Here is a 16,292-nt window from a genome sequence, read left to right as displayed (position 1 = left end):
CACATGCGGGACTGCCCCGAGTTCAGTTGACTCGCGGGGTGTGATTTTCAGGCCGCGGTTGCGACTGGTGTGTGGAGCAGTTCGAACTCTATCGGGGTGAGCCTGCCGAGTGCGCGTTGCCGGCGGCGTCGGTGGTAGGTCCGCTCGATCCAGGTCACGATCGCCAGGCGTAGTTCGGCTCGGGTGGACCAGCGTCGCCGGTCGAGCACGTTGCGTTGCAGAAGGGCGAAGAACGACTCCATGGCGGCGTTGTCTCCGCACGCACCGACCCGGCCCATCGATCCGTGTAACCCGTTGTGCGACAGTGCGTGGACGAATTTTCGTGACCGAAATTGGCTGCCCCTGTCGGAATGAACGATCGTCGCGACAGGTGCGCGAAGCGCCACGGCGTGATCCAGGGCGGCCACCGCCAGCGAAGACTTCATTCGCGAGTCGATCGAGTAGCCCACGATCCGGTTGGAGTGGACGTCTTTGATGGCGCAGAGGTAGAGCTTGCCTTCGTCGGTGCGGTGCTCGGTGATATCGGCCAGCCAGACCTGGTTGGCGGCCGGGGCGCCGAACTGACGCTGGACGAGGTCGTCGTGGACCGGTGGTCCGGATCGACGGTTTAGTCCACGTTTCTTGGCGAAGATCGACCAGATGCGCTCCTGGGAACACAGCCGTGCGACGCGGTTCTCACCGGCGGTGATCCCGCGCCCGGGAAGTTCGTCTGCGATGAATCGGTAGCCGAATGCGGGGTCGTCGGCGTGGATGTCGCGGGCGGCGTTGATCAGGTGCGCATCGTCCCAATCTCGCTGCGACAGCGGTGCTTTGCGCCATTTGTAGAACGCCTGGGTAGAGAATCCCAAGACCCGGCAGGTCACCGTAACAGGGATCCCGTCAGCGGCAAGGTCGAGGACCAGCGGGTACATCATTTTGGGTTAGCGTCCCGGGACAGGTAGCCGACCGCGCGGCGCATCACCTCGGCCTCCTGCTCGAGGAGTTTGATCCGCTTGTGCGCCTCGCGCAGCTGCGCGGCTACATCGTCAGCAACGGCAGATGGCGTGCTGGCCCGGTCGCCACCGTCTTGGCGGTCGGCGATCTTGAGCCAGCGGTGCAAGCAGGCTTCCGAGATGCCGAAGTCCTTCGCGATCTGGCGCAGCGGCGCCTCGCCCTTGCGGGCCACAGCGATGACGTCGGCTCGGAACTCGGCAGGAAACGGTTTCGGCACGAGCTGATCCTTCCAGCGAGGACGAATCCTCACAGGTCAGGAGTCAACCAAACTGGGGGCAGTCCCTGCGGCAGTGCACGGACGCTGTGTTCACCAAGGATGGCCATGGGTGCTCAACGACGCCGTATTCAGCCAGGTGCTCTTGCGGCTGCAGGGCGGTGACGACGCCAACCGCACCGCGATGGCCGCCACCCAGCGCGACGGAACCTGCTGGCTCGGCGGCACCGTCGCAGAGCTAGGCGCAGCCAGCTTGCATTGAACCACTCGACAAATATCGCCGAGATGGTGAACACCCTCGTGCATCGCTTGGCGGGACACGCACGGCTTGCCAGTTTGCGCTGTGCGGCCGCCGGTGCGCTCCTCTTTAGGGCAATCGGATCGCTGGCCCGTCCCAGCCCGTGTGTCGGTGCGCAATTAACTTCGGTTGATAGAACTACGTGATCAAAGTTCCAACAGCAAAGCGCAACTGCGGTCCTCAAAGCGACTTATCGCTAGGGTGGGAACACTATGTCGACCACAATTAGTGACCTCCGCGCCACCTGCGTCAACACGCCGAATGAATAGGGAACTGCCGACTGGTCTCGACATTCAGTACGACCTCGGCAACGGACACCCACTACTCGGGCACCGGATGCCTGATCTCGACCTCCTCACCCCCACTGGTCCACTGCGACTATTCACACTTCTCCACGACGCCCGCGCGGTGCTGCTCAACCTCGGCACGCCTTGGGATTTCGACATCTCTTCGTGGGCACATCGGGTGAAAGCCATCGACGCCGAGTACGCCGGGCCGTGGGAAATTCCCGTTCTGGGCGAAGTAACAGCCCCCGAAGCCGTATTGGTTCGACCCGATGGATACATCGCCTGGGTGGGAGATGGCACCGATACGGGCCTGCACGCGGCCCTGACTACGCGGCTCGGGCGCAAGGAAAATTGAGAGTCAATCGATGGTGGGCGGCATAACTGCTTCGCCGGCCCCCGGGTCATAACCGGGGAAGACTTCATTTCTGCGAGAACTCGGGGGAGTCGCGCGGCGATCTGTAGTGGCGGGGTCTCCGCCAGCGCCGAGCCGGACCGGCGCAGCCGTTCAGCGCGCGATGTCGCTGTCGTCGGCGACAATCAACGGCAGTCGAAACAACAGGTAGGAGGACGGGGTCGTGGGTGCACTCGATGCCAACCCAGCTGACCTGTTGCGGTTCGCCGACGCCTATTCCGAGCTGGCCACGCGTGCGGCACAGATTTCCCCGCAGGCAGCCCAGGAGGTGCAGCGCATCGCCGACACCCACGGCCTGATGGGTTATCCCACCGCGGTCGGGATCGCTGCGGGACTCGCGAAGGCGGAAGGTCCGCTGCAGGCGAAGGTCGACGACTTCGACGCGTATGCGCAGCGGTTGACTGAACACGCCGCCACCTACACCACCGCCGACGGCAGCGGGACCGCGAAACTCGACGGTCTTGACTTCGATCCCAGCAACCCTCCACCCAACGGACACACCGGCGATGTCCATGAAGCGGGCTTCGGAGAGCGCGGGCCCGGCATCGACGGAGGACCGGTTCCCCTGGACACCGGTGGTGGCATCGAGTTTCACCGGCGCTGGACCGATAAAGATCTGTTCCCTCACGCGCCCTCGGCGGCCGACATCAAGCAGGACAGCGTTGGTGACTGCTACTTTGACGCCACGATCGGGGCGATCGCGGAGGCCAACCCTCAGTGGATCAAAGACCGGGTCCATTTCGACGAGGACAACAACTCCTTTGATGTGACGTTGTGGAACGGCCATGCGTGGCAACACATTACGGTCACCCAAGACGACATCCAGACCGATATCGACCATCACGGAGCCAGTTGGTTGGATAACGGGCAGCCCAATGCGCCGTTGTGGCCCAGCGTGATGGAGTCGGCGTACGCGAAAATGCAATGCCCTGGCGATGACCTCGGACATGCACTCGATTACGGGATCGGGCGCGGCGGCTCAGCCCCAGATGCGTTGCAGGCGTTGACCGGTAACCGCGGGGTGAGTATCGACCCGCGGGAGGTGTGGTGGACCAATCAGCACATCGATCAGTCGATCTCGGGGGCGCTGGCCAGCCATCAACCGGTGACGATCTCGACCACCCCCACCGGTGGACCACTGCTGAACACTCACGTCTACATCGTCGAAGGCATCAGCGGCAGCGGCAGCGACGCCCAGCTGACGCTGCGTAACCCCTGGGGAGGCAACCCCAACGATCCGGGGAACCCTCTGATTCAGGTTCGGCTTGGCGATGTCATCGGCTCCGGACCGACCGGCAAGTTCGGCGGGCTAGGAACCCATCCAACGTTCAATGTCAACATTGGAGAACTGGGGAAATGAACCGTTCAACAAAGCTATGGGCTTTGGCGGCAACCACATTGGTCATCATCGCGGCCGCAGCGTATATCGGGGCGCAGTATGTGTTCGCGCACAAGCCGTCCTCGCTGGCCAGCCTGCCCGAGTATCCGTTCGTCGGCTCCGCCTACCCGCTCGATGCCGTGCCCGGGCCTGAGCGTGCCCGTGCCGAAGCGGCGTTGCGTCAATTCGCCGCCGGTGTTGAGCCCGGCTACCGGCCGACCGCGGAACGGTTTCTGGCGAGCAAGGGCGACTTCATCTGGGACGCAGTGCGTAACAGCGTTGGCGGCTACCTGTCCGCAACGAGCTTGCGGGTTCACAACGCGGGGCAAACCAGGCCGAATGGTGAGGACCTTGCATTCGTGGTGTGGTCGCGCACCAACCGGTTACAGCGGTGGTTTAACCCCACCCAGATCCTGGCCGTCGGCTCTCAAGACGCCCTGCAGCCCGCAGCGGCCGGCGACCAAGTCCACGTCTACGCCTACTTCGACCTCACACCGGAGCGCGCATGAGCATCGACCAAGATCGGATTGACCAGGACGACGCCTACTGGCTTCGCATGATGGGCACCCGGTGGTCACAGCCGGAGCTGTCTGCCGGCGACGTCGCCGAGCTACTCGATATCGGTGACCCCGCAGACTTGCCGCGGCGCGCACCTCGGCTGCCGAGCCCGCAGCGTGAGCCTGGCGCTGCTCAACGGTGGTCGCACGCAACGATTTACAACTACATTCTGCTGCACCAACCAGAACTGCGGGACCGGGTCCCTCGGCTGTATCCGTTCACCGCGGCACTGGCCCCGGCCGCGTTCCTGTTCGGTCAGGTTGTCGACGGGATGGCCGTGCACGCGTGGCAGCCCGGCGATGGACGGGGCCCGATCGCGGTGGCCTATGCCGGACACGAGCAGCACGAAAACGAGCTCTATCCGCTCGCCGCACCGTTGTTGGCGCGCCTGCCGTGGGCCACGGCGGTCTGCCTACCGGAAATATCGACCCACAGGGCCAACGACGGCGGTTCAGCGCCCTACGTCGCCGTGGCAGACCGCCATCATCGCGTGGCCACCTGCGGCTGGTTCGAGGTGGCCGGGCTCCTACGGGTCGACCTTCCGTGGTGGCCGCCGGCGTTGCGGAATGTCGACGCGATCGCGGCCTGGCAGCCGGGTGCCCCGGTGCAGCGCATCCGAGCCCGGGTGGGGGATGGCCCGGATCCGCGACGGCTGGCAGCTCTTGTCACCACGGACACGACGGAATACGTGAGCTCTCTGGTGGGCCGTGCGATCGAGTACCTCAACCGGGACGCGGCATCGGGATGCATCGGTGATCAGGATCGCCAGCAGATACCCGCCCGGCCCGGTCTGCTGCATGCCGCGGTAGCCGATGTCGACCTCAGCCGCCCGGCAGTGCAGATCACCAAGGCGGAGGTGGCGGTGCTGCTGCACCAAGTCTGCGACGATCCCGCGATCGCCGAGGACATGCTCAAGCTGCTTGTGGGTCATAGCCCGATCTCCGATGTTCTTGCGATCCCCATCGCTTCCAATCCGTTGGCACAGGAATGGATCACCCGCCTCGAGCCTGCTGATGGCCGCGAGCTCGGGTTCTGGCGGGCGCGGGCCAACCGCGCCGCCGCGGCGGACATGATGACCTACCGGGACCCGTTCAATCCCCACTGCTGGGTCGTGGCGAGCCGGGACACCATCTACTCGACGGTGGGGCGATCGGTCCCGGCGACTGGCCAACTGACCGAATTGTTCTACGAGCGCGACGGCGGTATGTTCCGCGACTCACGGGGCGCGGTGTGGCCTTTGCCCGCAACAGGTTTCGGAGTGACAGACGCCGGGCCTAGCGGCGGCAGAGCAGGCAAGCAGACGTTGGTGCAGATCCTGACGAACTTGATTCTGGACGCCAGCGGCGACATCACACGCTACGAGGTGCCCTACAGTCCCACCTCGCCGTTGGCGCAGCTGGTCGCTGGCACGAAGCCGCCGTTGGTGATCAGACCGGGCGACCCGGTCCTGGCGATCGAGAATTGGGGACGACACTGATGCTGCCTGAGCCGCCGCAAACCTGGGAGGAAGCCAGGCCGTTGTTGCGGTCCATCTTGCGACCGTCCACCTACGCCAGCTTGCGCAGATCCGGTGAGGCGGTCGCGTGGCGGCAGCCGGTGTCGGCGTTCGCACATGAGTTGGTGGCGCTGGATTTCCCGCAGGCGCGCCTCATCGTCACCGTCGCGAACACCAAGCAGTGGGGTGTGAGTTGGCGGGAGGCGTTCGCCGCCGGCCGAGACAATGTTGCAGCGCTTCACCCGGTGAGCACCGAGGTGTCGTGCACCGAGGCGCCGGCGTTCTACGACGTCGAGCAGGCGACCTACATCAGCTCGGCGATTCTGACGCCCGGGTGGCTGGCAGGGTTCGGCCGGCCGGAGGGGCCGCGCCCGGTGGCGTTTGTGCCCAGCGAAGACGTCTTGATCATCGGCAGCGACGACCCTGATGAGGGGGCGAAGTTCTTCGAGGTCGCCGAGAAGATGTATTGCGAGGCCGAAAGACCGGTCTCGCCAGAGGGATTCACCGTCCACGGCGGGCGGCTGGTGCCCTTCGACAAGGCCGGTCCGCATCCGTTAAGACGGTTGGCAGTGCGGGCGCGCACGTGCGCGGCGTTTCGCCAATACGAGGAACAGACCGAGTTCTTGAAGCAGGCCTACGAGGATGACCTGGTCGCGGTGTATGTGGCGGCCGCACAAGTCATCGAAACCGGGCACGGTCTGGCCTCGGCCACCGTGTGGGGTGAAGGGGTGACCTACGACTTACCCGAGGTCGACTACATCGTGTTCATCGACAACAACCACGAGCAGTTCGTGGTGCCGTTCTCGGTGGTCGTCGACGTGGTCGGGATCGCGCCGACATCGGCGGTGTTCCCGCGGCGCTATCGGGTCTCCGGGTGGCCCGAACCAGCACTGATGGAGTACCTGCGCCTGCACGCCGTGCCGCTGAATGCGTCCTGAGTGCCGCGGCGGCCGACGACGGGCCGGTAGCATCGACGCTGGTCGAGTGGTCAACGAGGTGTGCCCCGTGGAACGTAGAACGCCGAAGAAGGTCGTGGTGTCGAAGGCTGCGGTGAAACGCTCTGCGATGCGCGCTGTGAAGGCGTCGGCCAAGTTGGAGGGGCGGGTCGTTCCGGCCGGCCACCAACGATCGGCCGCCGCGCAGGCCTATCTCGCAAAGCCGCAGCCGCCGACGCGCTGATACCCCTTCCGCTCATCGAGGGCCTGGGCGCGGCGCTGGAGGATCTGCGACGCCTATCCAGAAGACGCTGGCTCCGGTGTGGGTAGGCCACACCTGGCGTCTGAGCGGGTGGATTCCGACTAAAAATTCGTCGGCATCGTTCCGACGGAAACGGTGGATCTGGTCGGTACTTCGTAGGTAGGTGCCTAAGAAGGGCCACCGTTGATCTCATGGAAGGACCACACCGCCGATGACCGAGCACCAGGACACCACCCCCGAACCGACATCCGAACGGCCTGGCCGGGTGGGCGCGATCACCCGCGCGGCTGTGGCCGTGGCCGTCGGCATCGGCTACGGGTATTGCACCAACGACGTCGGCCAGGCCCTCACCGCTACCGGTGTGGCGCTGAGCCTGCTGCGCGAGGCCTTCGGGCGGCCGTCGCGGTGAGCGCGGACTCCTGCCTGGTGTCCCGCGTGCGTGCCACACTTATGCCATGCCCCGCAATCGCACCAGGGTGAGCACAACGGTCGACGCCGATCTGCTCGCCAGCGCGCGCACTCTGCGGGCCGGCGCCAAGGACCACGCCTTATTCGACGAGGCCCTGGGCGCGCTCCTGGCCGCCAACCGGGCCGCCGAGGTCGACGCGAGCTACGCCGCCTACGACGAGCACCCGGCCGATGAGCCCGACCAGTGGGGCGAGGTCGCCGACTGGCGCCGGTCTGCGGGTCGACGATGACCTTGCCGGCGCACGGTGAGCTGTGGTGGTGCGAGATCCCCGGCTCGGGCGCGCGGCCAGTGGTGGTGCTGTCCCGTGATGCGGCGATTCCGAAGTTGCGGCGCGTGCTCGTGGCGCCATGTACGACGACGGTGCGGGGGCTGGCCAGCGAGGTGGTGCTCGACCCGAGTGACGATCCGGTGCCTCAGCGTGCGGCGGTGAATCTGGATTTGGTGGAAAGTGTGCCGGTGGCGGCCCTGGGGACGCGGCTGGGTCGGCTGGCGGATTCGAGGATGGCGGCGGTGTGCGCCGCGTTGGTGGTGGCGGTGGGCGGCCGATAAGTCAGCGGCGCCGGCGGCGTTCGGTGTCGAGATCGACGACGTCGACGTGCTGATGCTCGACGCCCCCGGCTGCGGTGGCGGTCTGGTGTTCGGCGACGGCGGCGGCGATGCGGTCAGCCATCTTGCTGATCGTCTCGTCGGTGATGTAGACCTTGGCGGCCTGGCGGCCGATGCGCGCGAGGCGGGCGACGTGGTCGAGGTCGTCAGAGATGTCCTGGCGGGCGGTGTCCTCGCTGACGGTGAGTCCGTGCCGGTCGGCGAGCAGGGAGACCAGCATTGCGGCGCGGTCGTCGAGCCAGGGAGAGCGGCGTGCTTTGGTCATCGTGGCTGAACCGTACCGGCCGAGGGCAGCGCGCCGCGCGCCGGTCGGGTACTACCAGTGCTCTCGCGTGATGCGGCCATCGCACGGTTGCAGCGGGCACTTGGTAGCGCCGTGCACGACGGCGGTGCGCGGGCTGTGCCAGCGAAGTGGTGTTGCAGCCCGAGGATGAGCCCGTGTCCCGTCCCGGGGCGGTGAACCTGGATTTGGTCGACGGCGTTCCCGTCGTCGCGCTGCATGCCCGCCTGGGGCGACTGGCTGAGGAGCCGATGCGGGCGGTGTGCGCGGCGCTGGCTGTCGCTGTGGACTGGCGGGCTTGAGAAAAGGACGCTGCAATCGGCGCGCAAGTGTCGCCTGGTGTCACAGTTATCGGGGAGAATCGGGGCTAGTTGTTGGATTGATCCAGGTAGGAGACGTGGTGTGGCTGAGTTAGACGCCAATCCGGCTGATTTGGTGCGCTTCGCTGACGCCTATTCGCAGTTGGCGCACCGTGCGGCGCAGATTTCGCCGCAGGCCGCCGACGAGGTGCAGAAGGTGATCGACACCCACGGACCGATGGGCTATCCCACCGCGGTCGGGATCGCGGCCGGTCTGGCCAAGGCCGAAGGGCCGGTGCAGGCTAAGGTTGCTGATTTCAACACCTACGCCCAGCGGCTCACTGAGCACGCCGACACCTACACCCGGGTCGACGGCCAGGACGCGCAGCGGTACAAGGCAGCGGACTTCTCCACCGATCTGCCCGGTACTGGGCAAGGCAAAGACTCCCCGGCCACACCGTTGGACTCCAAGACGTGGAAGCCCGGCGACAAACGCCACATGCCTTACATCGCAGGCAAAGGCGGAAAGGGGCCGCCGAACACTGCCGATGCGCCGCCGTGGGTCGATATCTACGACAGGACCAAAGATCCTGATCAAGTGCCGCACAGTTTCGTGCGCTCTGATGAGATCCCCGGGGTGAAAGTCCTGCCGCCCAATCAATTAGGCCCGGCGCCGTTCTATGACGAACATGGCAACGAGATCCAATACGTTGAGCTGACCCCGAAGTCGGGGGTGTGGGTGCCGCAATCGGATTTCCCTGGCGCCAAGATGTATTCGCCGGGTGTTACGCCAAACCCTTTGCCGCCCTATGGGTATGACGAATGGCTGCCGGGCTCAGGGATCTATCTGTGGCACGGCGATATGGTTCCCGAGCCGTATAACCCGCATAGCATGCTGCCCGGGCAGACCACACCGCAATAGGCGTGCGCCATCCGACCCCGCGCGGGTGCGACGGCCACGGCGGCAGCCGCGCGGGTGATCGCGTGCGTTCGCCGAATAGTCATCACGGGGAAGGGAATCATGATTACGCTTCTGGCCAGTCACAACGAAGAGTTGTACAAGATTGAGCCTCGATGTGTGGCCGACATCGCCGACTTGGTCCGCGGCGACCGACTGCAAGTACTGACCAGTACTGATGGCACGCTCGATTTCTGGTTCAGCCATCACCAATGGCTGCGAGTCAACCGTCAAGCGACCGGGTTGCTGTTGGCCACCACCCGCTTTACCGCCCACGAGGTACCGCTGCTGCGCGGCGACATCGTGATCGCCGCCCACGACAGCGACGGCCACCCCGCGAGTCTCACCGACACCCAGATGAACCGGCTCATCAGCAGCGAACAAAGCTGGCGCGAAAGACGTATCCTGCGCCGCCGCTTCAGCCGAGACCTTCGCGCGCAACGCCGTACTCGTGCCGCCGCCGAGGCCGCCACCCGACAATCCCTACTCAAGGGTGCCGCGCGCCGCGGCTAAGCGATCGCGACCGTATCGGCTGTTAGGCCTCGGTCCGCCACTGTGGGCCATCGAACGGTGAGGGTCCGCGGAGCACTCCGTCCAACCGCAGCAGGAGCCGCAAATGTGGGTTGGTCTCCGGCGGGTTTGCCTGCACGACGCTCAAACGCGTTTGACCGCCGGAGATCACGGCGCTGACGTAGTCGATCAATGGGTCGGGTACGTAACCCAAGTGGAGGTCGCGGTGAGTGATTCTGATCGCCGCCGGGTTCACCGGGTTGTCGGGTTCACGCTGTAGTCCCAGCACGGCGTCGCGCGCCAGCGCCGAAATTGCGCGGCTGGCCTCGTCAGTGCAGTAACGGATGCCGTGCGGCAAGAACCGCGCCTCGGTGCGGCCGTCGGCCTGGTCAATCTCTGGTAGCGCAATGAGTTCGATCGTGTCGCCCTCGCGATATCCGCCCGAGGCGGTGAGGATCTCCCACGAATCAGCGTCTTCAGCCAGGTTCAGGCTCGCCAAGTACTGTGGCCTGTCGGCTCGCTTGGCGCCAATCACACGCTCGGCGAACGCGGAAAACATTTGGGCGCGGCGATAGCGTCGGCGGACGTCGCTGAAGCCGATCAGGGGCACGAACGACGGATGCTTCACTGCCGTCTGCAAGTACGCGAACTCGAAGGTGCCGTCGACGAGTTTGTCGAGGAAGCCTATTGCCCAATACGTGCTGTCAGGGTCGCGTCTAGTCACGATGAGCCGCGCCACTGTCGCGGGAGTCTGGATCGCGTTGGTGCGAAACAGAAGACCGCTATGCGCCATCGATCAGTCGCCTCCAATTCACTGCGAGACCTTCGGCAACAAACCTACGGGTCGCGGCCTGGGAGAGCTTGAGACCATGCGGCTCTTGATGATTGGGCACTGGTCAGCGGCTTTTGCGGAGCACGTGCACTCGGGCTTTCGGGGCGATGAGCGGGGCGCCCTTGGGTCCCTTGATGTAGTCGCCGATGTATTTGGGCTTGCGCCAGCTGTGGTTGGGGCCCCAGGCCTGTTGGCGCCAGTGGCCGGTGACGGGGAAGCGGTGGTTGTAGGTGTGGCTGGGCTCCCCGCCGGGTTCAGAGGTGGCGGCTCGGGCTCGCAGGTCGACGATCGTCACGGTTGAGGGTTCTCGCGGCGGAAGCTGTGCGGGCTGGTGATCATCGGTGTCCGATGGTTGGGACTGCGGCGGTGGAGGAGGTCCGATGGTGCGGGTTTCGGCGACGTTGGCTTGGGCCATGAGTAACCAGGCCGCTCCTACGACGCTGACGAAGGGGTGCGCGCTTTCGGTGTTGTGGGCTTCCTCGGTGCGCGGCACTTCGGGTTTGGCCATGATGGTTTGCGCTGCCCAGACCGGGGAGGTGGTGTCGGCGAGCCGTAACACCTCAGGGTTTTGGTCTTCGCGTGAGAACGGCACCATTTGCAGCAGGCCATCTGGTCTGCTCCACCACCACACGCCGTCCCAGGAGATGTCGATGATGGTGGCGACGTCTGGGGTGAGGCCTTGGGCGATGTAGGCAGGGTTGTTCAGCCCGGCCTCGACGGCGTCGGGTTTGAGCGTTCCCGACGGGACGGTGCCCGCCGATTTCGCCCAGCACAGCATGCCGGTGGGCGCCGGTAACGCGGCTGCCGGTGTCCATTCCGGTAGGGACTGGGCAGCATCCAAAACGACGTCGACCATGTCGCGGGCGACCCAGTAGAGCTCCGCGGTGCGCAGGGCCTGGGCTTCGGCCCTGATGATGGGGGCGGTGTCGGCGAATCTCGCGATCAGACGTTGAATTCTTTTCGCCGTGGCGATGTCGTGCGCTGAAGCATTCGCCGGTGGTGGGACCTTGTACTGGTCGAATGAGATCTCCGCCGTGGCCTCGAGCGCGCTGCACCACTGCCGGCGGATGATCGGAACGCTCGTCGCCGCCCAGGGCGCGCCACGCCGCCGGCTCATGCGAGCTCGAGGAATGAGTCGATGCGCCATTCCTCGGCGCTGACAATTGGGCAATTGATGTGGGCGAGCAGCATGCAAATTATTCTGCGCCACCATCCGCGCCGGCCGGTCGGCACCTATCGACGTCGTGTGGCACGGACGGCGAAGCGATCGCGCGCTCAGTCGCTCTGGCATGCCGCAGCCGCGGCCGCGCGGTCTTTGACGGTGATCGGCAGCTGGTACTTGACGGTGACGGTGAGATAGCGGACGACATAGGCGCATCTGCCGATCGCGGGTAGCCATTCGGACAAGGTGGAGTCGCCTTTGCTGCTGTTGGCCGAGCTGGACACCGCGATGAGCTCGGTCATGTCATTGGCGAAGATCCGGCGCTGCTGCAAATCCCATTGGGCCGCACCGGCATTCCACGAAGCCCGCAGCGGCACGATGTGATCGACTGCCACGTGTTTGAGGTCGACGACTTGCCCGGTGTAGGGGTCGGGCTCTAGCCGGCCTGCGATGACCTTGCAGTCCCGCGTTCCCGGCTTGTATTCGATATCATGTAACGAATTGTGCAGCAAGCGGTTTCGGGTATCGCAGCCGGTGTGATCGAGGGGATCGTTCCAGGCGGGGCCGAACACGCAGCCGTGTCCTTTTCCGCATCCGCGGTCATACCCGGGTACGGGGTTTATCTGGTCGACGACTCGTACCTGTGCGAGTAGGCCGGCCACAGAGCCGGTGGCCGGCGGCGCCGCTGGGCCGGCTTGGCTGACACCGAGGTGGGCGCAGCCGACAGTGATCACCGCGGCCGCAACCACGGCCCACCGGCTGGCGCGGTGCCTTCGGGTTGTAGTGGCGGTGGCGTGCATGCTGCCGACCGTAACGCCGTCTCATGACAGGGCGAGCAATTCGTCCGTCCGCACAGCGCGGTTGCCCCAGGGGCGTCGAGCTGTTGCGTCGGTGATGTCGGTTCGGTCGTCGATAATGGGCTGGTGTCTGAGCCTTTGCACAGTAGTCGGCAGGCGCCGAAACTGCCTCCCGCGCGAATCCAAGATCTGACGATGTTGGTTCGAGTTCCTGGCCGGCCCGAGGCGATCCGCGCGTTCACTGATGCCGAGCACGCTCTCGCCGAGCACTATGCCTCCCAAGAAGGGGGCGTGATTACCACGCTCGGGAGTGACTGACACTGCTATGCACGCCACGATGGGTGAGCAGGAAAGAGGTGGGCGGTGGAGCGATTTCAGCCGCGCGGTGTTCGAGTTCGCGTGCGTTCTGGCTGCCACGAAGTCCGACGGCTGGCCTTCCTGGGCGAGGGCGACACCGGCCTGGTGTTTCGCTGGGTCTTCGACGAACCACATAGAGCCTGGGTGGAGCTCGGCCGGCCCTGGCCACATGCGCGTGGCTGGGCCGAATTCGTGATCGGGTGGAGGTTCGTTGAGCCGACATCTCGAAATGACTGACGGAGGTGGCGCCGGTACGATCGACGCGAGCGGTTCTTCCGAGGCGGGCGATGACGCCCCGCGGAGCGCTCGGCGATGGCTATCTTGTAATGGCGCTCGAAAGCTCCCCTTCTGCATCAACTTTCGTGAGGATTGCTGTGCGCGACGAATTGTTTTCCGGCTTCAGCGAAACCGGGTGGGATGAGGCACCCTGGGATGCCGAACCCAGGTTCACTGCCGACGAGCTGCAGATTCTGCTCAATCCGACGCTATCGGCCGCGGAGGCCGCCGAGCGCGTCGGCTGCGTGGTGCGCGACGTTCTTCGGCTGCGCCGAACAGGCTAAAAGCAACAGGCTGACACCTTGACTTTCAGCGCTGTTCTGAATCCCTGTGTGGCAGTGAGTCGCTTGCGCCTGATGCTGCGTGCATGAGGACGTCGGTGGCGACGACGAGGTCACCGCGTTGTTCGACGAGGCCGTTGCGGCGCAGCTGGCCGAGGTAGGTCGAAAAGGTGCCGCCACTGACGCTCACATCGGCTGCCTGGGCGATCTGATCTCGGGTCAACCCGTTCGGGTAGGCGTCGATGGCTGCTTGGAGCATTCGCGCCGCGCCGGCGCGCAGGATGCCGAGGTAGTGCTGCTGGAGTTCTTGGGCGGTCATGGGTTTGGGCCGGTGGCCGACGTATTGCCAGCCGGCCTCGGTCAAGGTGAACCCGGTGGCGTTTTCGTCGATGAGTCCGGCGCGGCGCAGTTGTCCGAGGTAGGTCGACCAGGTGCCGCCGGTGTGCTTCATTCGCGCGACCGTGGCCCACTGGGATTTGGTGAGTCGCAGTGGGGCCATTCGGGCCAGCGCGGTGATCATGCGGTGCGCTCCGGAGCGAAACCGCAACGGCGCGTCACTGTTTGGTTCGGCCGGTTGGCCGAGGGTGGTGGGGGAGCATGGGTCGCCGTTGTGCTGTGCGGTGGCAGCGTTGGTGGGGCGTGGTTGGCTCGGGTGCTTGGGGTCGGCAGGCCGTGTGGGGGATGTGGTCTCGTGCGCTGGTGGGGTAGGCGCTGTCGGCGCGGTGGTGAGGGTGTGCAGTGCCGAGTTGATCAGTTCGGCGGCTGAGCGCAGTGCCTTGACGACGTGGGGGTCTTCGTGACGTCGTGTCTGAAGGTCGGTCAGTTGTGCGCGCAGTGTGGCGATTTCGCTCTCGCGCTGCTCGAGGAGCTGGGCAGAGGAGGACGCCTGTCGGGTCGCCTGGTCTGCGCGTGCGCTGGCGGCGGCGAGTTGGCTGCGGAGGGTCTGTATTTCGGCGTGAAGGGTGTGTGGGTCGTTGTGGTGGGCGCGTTCTCGTGTTGCGGCGATCTCTGCGCCGAGTTTGTCGAGGTCGATGTCGGCGCGTTTCTTCGGGACCACCCGTGTTTGTCCTGGCTTGGGTGTGGCGTGCGAATCGAAGGTGGTGAACATCGGAAAGGTTGTGCGCTTGAGGATTCGGAGGAACCCGGGGCTCCACACCCATCCTTCGCCGACGGCCAGTGATGGCAGGGATGCTATGACTTGGCGGGCGGTGGTGTCGTCGTGGTCGGCGTTGACGTTGATCCAGTCTTGGACGGCTTTGATCGAGCGGGGTCCGGTCATGCGGAGCAGGATCACCGTCTCCATCAGCTCTAATACGGATTTCGCGGTTTCTTGTGCGCGCTGGCTGACCACTGTGAGGCCCAGGCCGCGGTGGCGGCCGCGTTTGGCGAGGTCTTCCATTGCGCCCAAAAGTCGTGCTGTGTCGGCTGATACGCGTTGGGGGATGAGGACGTCGGCTTCTTCGATCACTACGTGGAGGGGGTCGCGGTTGCGGTGGTAGAGCCGTTCGGCGAATGCGGTGGCAAATGTGCGTGCTTGGGCCTTGCTCATGTGTGATAGGTCCAGCACGGCGGGGATCCGGTCGTCGACGATGAGGTCTGCGAGTAACTGGCCGGCGGTTGGTTCCAGGGGGACGTCGTGGTGGTCTCCGCCGAAGATGACGAAGGGCAGGCCTGGGCCCTTGCCGTCGGCGCTGGAGCGGATGCCCCACCAGTCGCCTTTGACGTCGAGTACGACCACTGGCAGGCCGGCGGTGTGCATGAGTTCGACGAGTCGGTGTGTGACGGCGGATTTTCCGCCGCCGCGGTTGGCTAGTACCGCGACACCGGCGGTCACGATTTCAGGTGGCAGCTGGACGCCGGGCGCGAGGTCGATTGCGCCTGGTCTTGTGGTGTCGGCCTGGGTGCTCATGCTGGCCTCATGGGGCGACGATAGCGCCGTAGAGCGACGTTGCGGCTTTTTACCTGACGCGGGCGGCGGCGGCTGCGACGAAGGCGGTGCAGGCGGCGGGGTCTTTGCGGCCGGTCGCGGATTTGAGGCGGCTGTTGGCGTCGACGCCGAATGGGTGGACGGTGTGGATGGCTTGGCCGACGTTGTCTGCGGCCAGGCCGCCGGCGAGGATGACCGGCAGCGGGTGGAGGCGTTCGACGATGCGACGGCTGGTGGTCCAGTCGTGCGTGAGGCCGGTGCCGCCCAAGCGGGTTTCGGTGCGGCTATCGAGCAGGAGCGCGTGGGCGGCGGTGGCTGCTTCGTCGGCTTCGTCGATGCTCTGTGGGCCGGTGATGTGCACGGTGCGGATGATGCGGCGGTGCGCGCGTTGGCGCCAGAGTTCGCGCGCGGCAGTGGCGGTCAGCTCGCCGTGGGCTTGGATGGTGTCGACGCCGAGGAGGTCTGCCACTTCGCAGATGCGGGAGGCCTCGGTGAGGTGGGTGACCAGCACCGTGGAAACGAACACCGGGGTGGCCGCGGCGAGGTGTTGGGCTTGTTCGATGTCGAGTTCATCTTCGCTGAGGTGTGTGGTGCCAACGATCAGTCCTATTGCGTCGGCGCCGGCGGTGACCGCGGCCGCCAGGTCGTCAGTCGTGCCGATGCCGCAAATCTTCACGCGCACAGCAGGATTCATGGCGGCGGGTAG

Annotated in this window: 20 protein-coding genes and 1 pseudogene; 14 read left to right on the top strand and 7 right to left on the bottom strand. The window is 65.4% G+C overall.

Annotation, left to right across the window (positions count from 1 at the left end; all coding sequences use genetic code 11):
* Positions 1 to 47: 47 nt before the first annotated feature.
* Positions 48 to 1,210, bottom strand: a protein-coding gene (locus tag DQP57_RS16215; protein ID WP_085977638.1) for an IS3 family transposase whose coding sequence is annotated in 2 segments (ribosomal slippage) — positions 48 to 916 and positions 916 to 1,210 — 1,164 coding nt in all. Because the reading frame shifts where the segments join, the coding sequence is not laid out codon by codon here.
* A 109-nt stretch (positions 1,211 to 1,319) separates the two neighbouring features.
* Between DQP57_RS16215 and DQP57_RS26875 the strand changes: the two genes are divergently transcribed.
* The 10 genes from DQP57_RS26875 (at position 1,320) to DQP57_RS16170 (ending at position 7,850) form a co-directional block, all read left to right on the top strand.
* Entirely contained in the window at positions 1,320 to 1,469 is a 150-nt protein-coding gene (locus tag DQP57_RS26875; RefSeq protein ID WP_155761980.1) for a hypothetical protein, read from the top strand.
* A 297-nt stretch (positions 1,470 to 1,766) separates the two neighbouring features.
* Positions 1,767 to 2,147: a hypothetical protein gene (locus tag DQP57_RS16210; RefSeq protein ID WP_064892822.1), complete on the top strand. Its 381-nt coding sequence runs from the start codon at positions 1,767 to 1,769 to the stop codon at positions 2,145 to 2,147.
* A 220-nt stretch (positions 2,148 to 2,367) separates the two neighbouring features.
* A complete protein-coding gene (locus DQP57_RS16205) occupies positions 2,368 to 3,564 on the top strand; it encodes a C2 family cysteine protease (protein WP_064892824.1) in 1,197 nt (398 codons plus the stop codon).
* The gene (locus tag DQP57_RS16200; protein WP_133259250.1) at positions 3,561 to 4,091 is read left to right on the top strand and encodes a hypothetical protein; all 531 of its coding nucleotides are present in this window, start codon (positions 3,561 to 3,563) and stop codon (positions 4,089 to 4,091) included. The genes DQP57_RS16205 and DQP57_RS16200 overlap by 4 nt, the downstream gene beginning before the upstream one ends.
* Complete coding sequence (locus tag DQP57_RS16195) at positions 4,088 to 5,617, top strand: hypothetical protein (protein ID WP_064892828.1); 1,530 nt, start codon at positions 4,088 to 4,090, stop codon at positions 5,615 to 5,617. The genes DQP57_RS16200 and DQP57_RS16195 overlap by 4 nt, the downstream gene beginning before the upstream one ends.
* Positions 5,617 to 6,573, top strand: coding sequence for a hypothetical protein (locus tag DQP57_RS16190; protein ID WP_064892830.1), 957 nt, complete (start codon positions 5,617 to 5,619; stop codon positions 6,571 to 6,573). Before DQP57_RS16195 ends, DQP57_RS16190 begins: the two co-directional genes overlap by 1 nt.
* Before the next feature lie 46 nt (positions 6,574 to 6,619).
* Positions 6,620 to 6,814: a hypothetical protein gene (locus DQP57_RS16185; RefSeq protein ID WP_064892832.1), complete on the top strand. Its 195-nt coding sequence runs from the start codon at positions 6,620 to 6,622 to the stop codon at positions 6,812 to 6,814.
* A gap of 229 nt (positions 6,815 to 7,043) precedes the next feature.
* On the top strand, positions 7,044 to 7,241 hold the full coding sequence (locus tag DQP57_RS16180; protein WP_064892833.1) for a hypothetical protein: 198 nt from the start codon (positions 7,044 to 7,046) through the stop codon (positions 7,239 to 7,241).
* Positions 7,242 to 7,287: 46 nt separating this feature from the next.
* Positions 7,288 to 7,530 (top strand): hypothetical protein, encoded by a 243-nt coding sequence (locus tag DQP57_RS16175; protein WP_036456676.1) that lies wholly within the window; start codon positions 7,288 to 7,290, stop codon positions 7,528 to 7,530.
* On the top strand, positions 7,527 to 7,850 hold the full coding sequence (locus DQP57_RS16170) for a type II toxin-antitoxin system PemK/MazF family toxin (RefSeq protein ID WP_064892835.1): 324 nt from the start codon (positions 7,527 to 7,529) through the stop codon (positions 7,848 to 7,850). Before DQP57_RS16175 ends, DQP57_RS16170 begins: the two co-directional genes overlap by 4 nt.
* A 1-nt stretch (position 7,851) precedes the next feature.
* Here DQP57_RS16170 and DQP57_RS16165 read toward each other — a convergent pair whose 3' ends face one another.
* Positions 7,852 to 8,172, bottom strand: a complete 321-nt coding sequence (locus tag DQP57_RS16165) for a hypothetical protein (protein WP_064892836.1) — start codon at positions 8,170 to 8,172, stop codon at positions 7,852 to 7,854.
* 57 nt (positions 8,173 to 8,229) lie between these two features.
* Between DQP57_RS16165 and DQP57_RS16160 the strand changes: the two are divergent.
* The 3 genes and pseudogenes from DQP57_RS16160 (at position 8,230) to DQP57_RS16150 (ending at position 9,957) form a co-directional block, all read left to right on the top strand.
* Positions 8,230 to 8,489 (top strand): annotated as a pseudogene (locus DQP57_RS16160) (type II toxin-antitoxin system PemK/MazF family toxin).
* A gap of 100 nt (positions 8,490 to 8,589) precedes the next feature.
* Positions 8,590 to 9,408 (top strand): type VII secretion target, encoded by an 819-nt coding sequence (locus tag DQP57_RS16155; protein WP_051641669.1) that lies wholly within the window; start codon positions 8,590 to 8,592, stop codon positions 9,406 to 9,408.
* A gap of 99 nt (positions 9,409 to 9,507) precedes the next feature.
* Positions 9,508 to 9,957 carry a hypothetical protein gene (locus DQP57_RS16150; RefSeq protein ID WP_196771068.1) on the top strand — a complete coding sequence of 150 codons (450 nt, stop codon included), beginning with the start codon at positions 9,508 to 9,510 and terminating at the stop codon, positions 9,955 to 9,957.
* Positions 9,958 to 9,979: 22 nt separating this feature from the next.
* Here DQP57_RS16150 and DQP57_RS16145 read toward each other — a convergent pair whose 3' ends face one another.
* From DQP57_RS16145 to DQP57_RS16135, 3 genes are all read right to left on the bottom strand, one after another.
* Entirely contained in the window at positions 9,980 to 10,747 is a 768-nt protein-coding gene (locus tag DQP57_RS16145) for an HIRAN domain-containing protein (protein ID WP_064892838.1), read from the bottom strand.
* 103 nt (positions 10,748 to 10,850) lie between these two features.
* Positions 10,851 to 11,903 carry a hypothetical protein gene (locus tag DQP57_RS16140; RefSeq protein WP_064892840.1) on the bottom strand — a complete coding sequence of 351 codons (1,053 nt, stop codon included), beginning with the start codon at positions 11,901 to 11,903 and terminating at the stop codon, positions 10,851 to 10,853.
* Between the two features lie 158 nt (positions 11,904 to 12,061).
* Complete coding sequence (locus tag DQP57_RS16135) at positions 12,062 to 12,520, bottom strand: HNH endonuclease family protein (protein WP_231119544.1); 459 nt, start codon at positions 12,518 to 12,520, stop codon at positions 12,062 to 12,064.
* 956 nt (positions 12,521 to 13,476) lie between these two features.
* Between DQP57_RS16135 and DQP57_RS16125 the strand changes: the two genes are divergently transcribed.
* Complete coding sequence (locus DQP57_RS16125) at positions 13,477 to 13,662, top strand: hypothetical protein (RefSeq protein ID WP_064892845.1); 186 nt, start codon at positions 13,477 to 13,479, stop codon at positions 13,660 to 13,662.
* Between the two features lie 25 nt (positions 13,663 to 13,687).
* On the opposite strand, the gene DQP57_RS16120 is transcribed toward DQP57_RS16125, so the two are convergent.
* On the bottom strand, positions 13,688 to 15,568 hold the full coding sequence (locus DQP57_RS16120; protein WP_064892847.1) for an ATP-binding protein: 1,881 nt from the start codon (positions 15,566 to 15,568) through the stop codon (positions 13,688 to 13,690).
* A gap of 49 nt (positions 15,569 to 15,617) precedes the next feature.
* Positions 15,618 to 16,268, bottom strand: coding sequence for a phosphoribosylanthranilate isomerase (locus DQP57_RS16115; RefSeq protein WP_112633883.1), 651 nt, complete (start codon positions 16,266 to 16,268; stop codon positions 15,618 to 15,620).
* Positions 16,269 to 16,292 lie beyond the last annotated feature (24 nt).

Source organism: Mycobacterium colombiense (genome assembly GCF_003284935.1).
In the GTDB taxonomy this organism is placed as follows: domain Bacteria; phylum Actinomycetota; class Actinomycetes; order Mycobacteriales; family Mycobacteriaceae; genus Mycobacterium; species Mycobacterium arosiense_A.
This window is presented reverse-complemented; position numbering and strand designations above follow the sequence as displayed.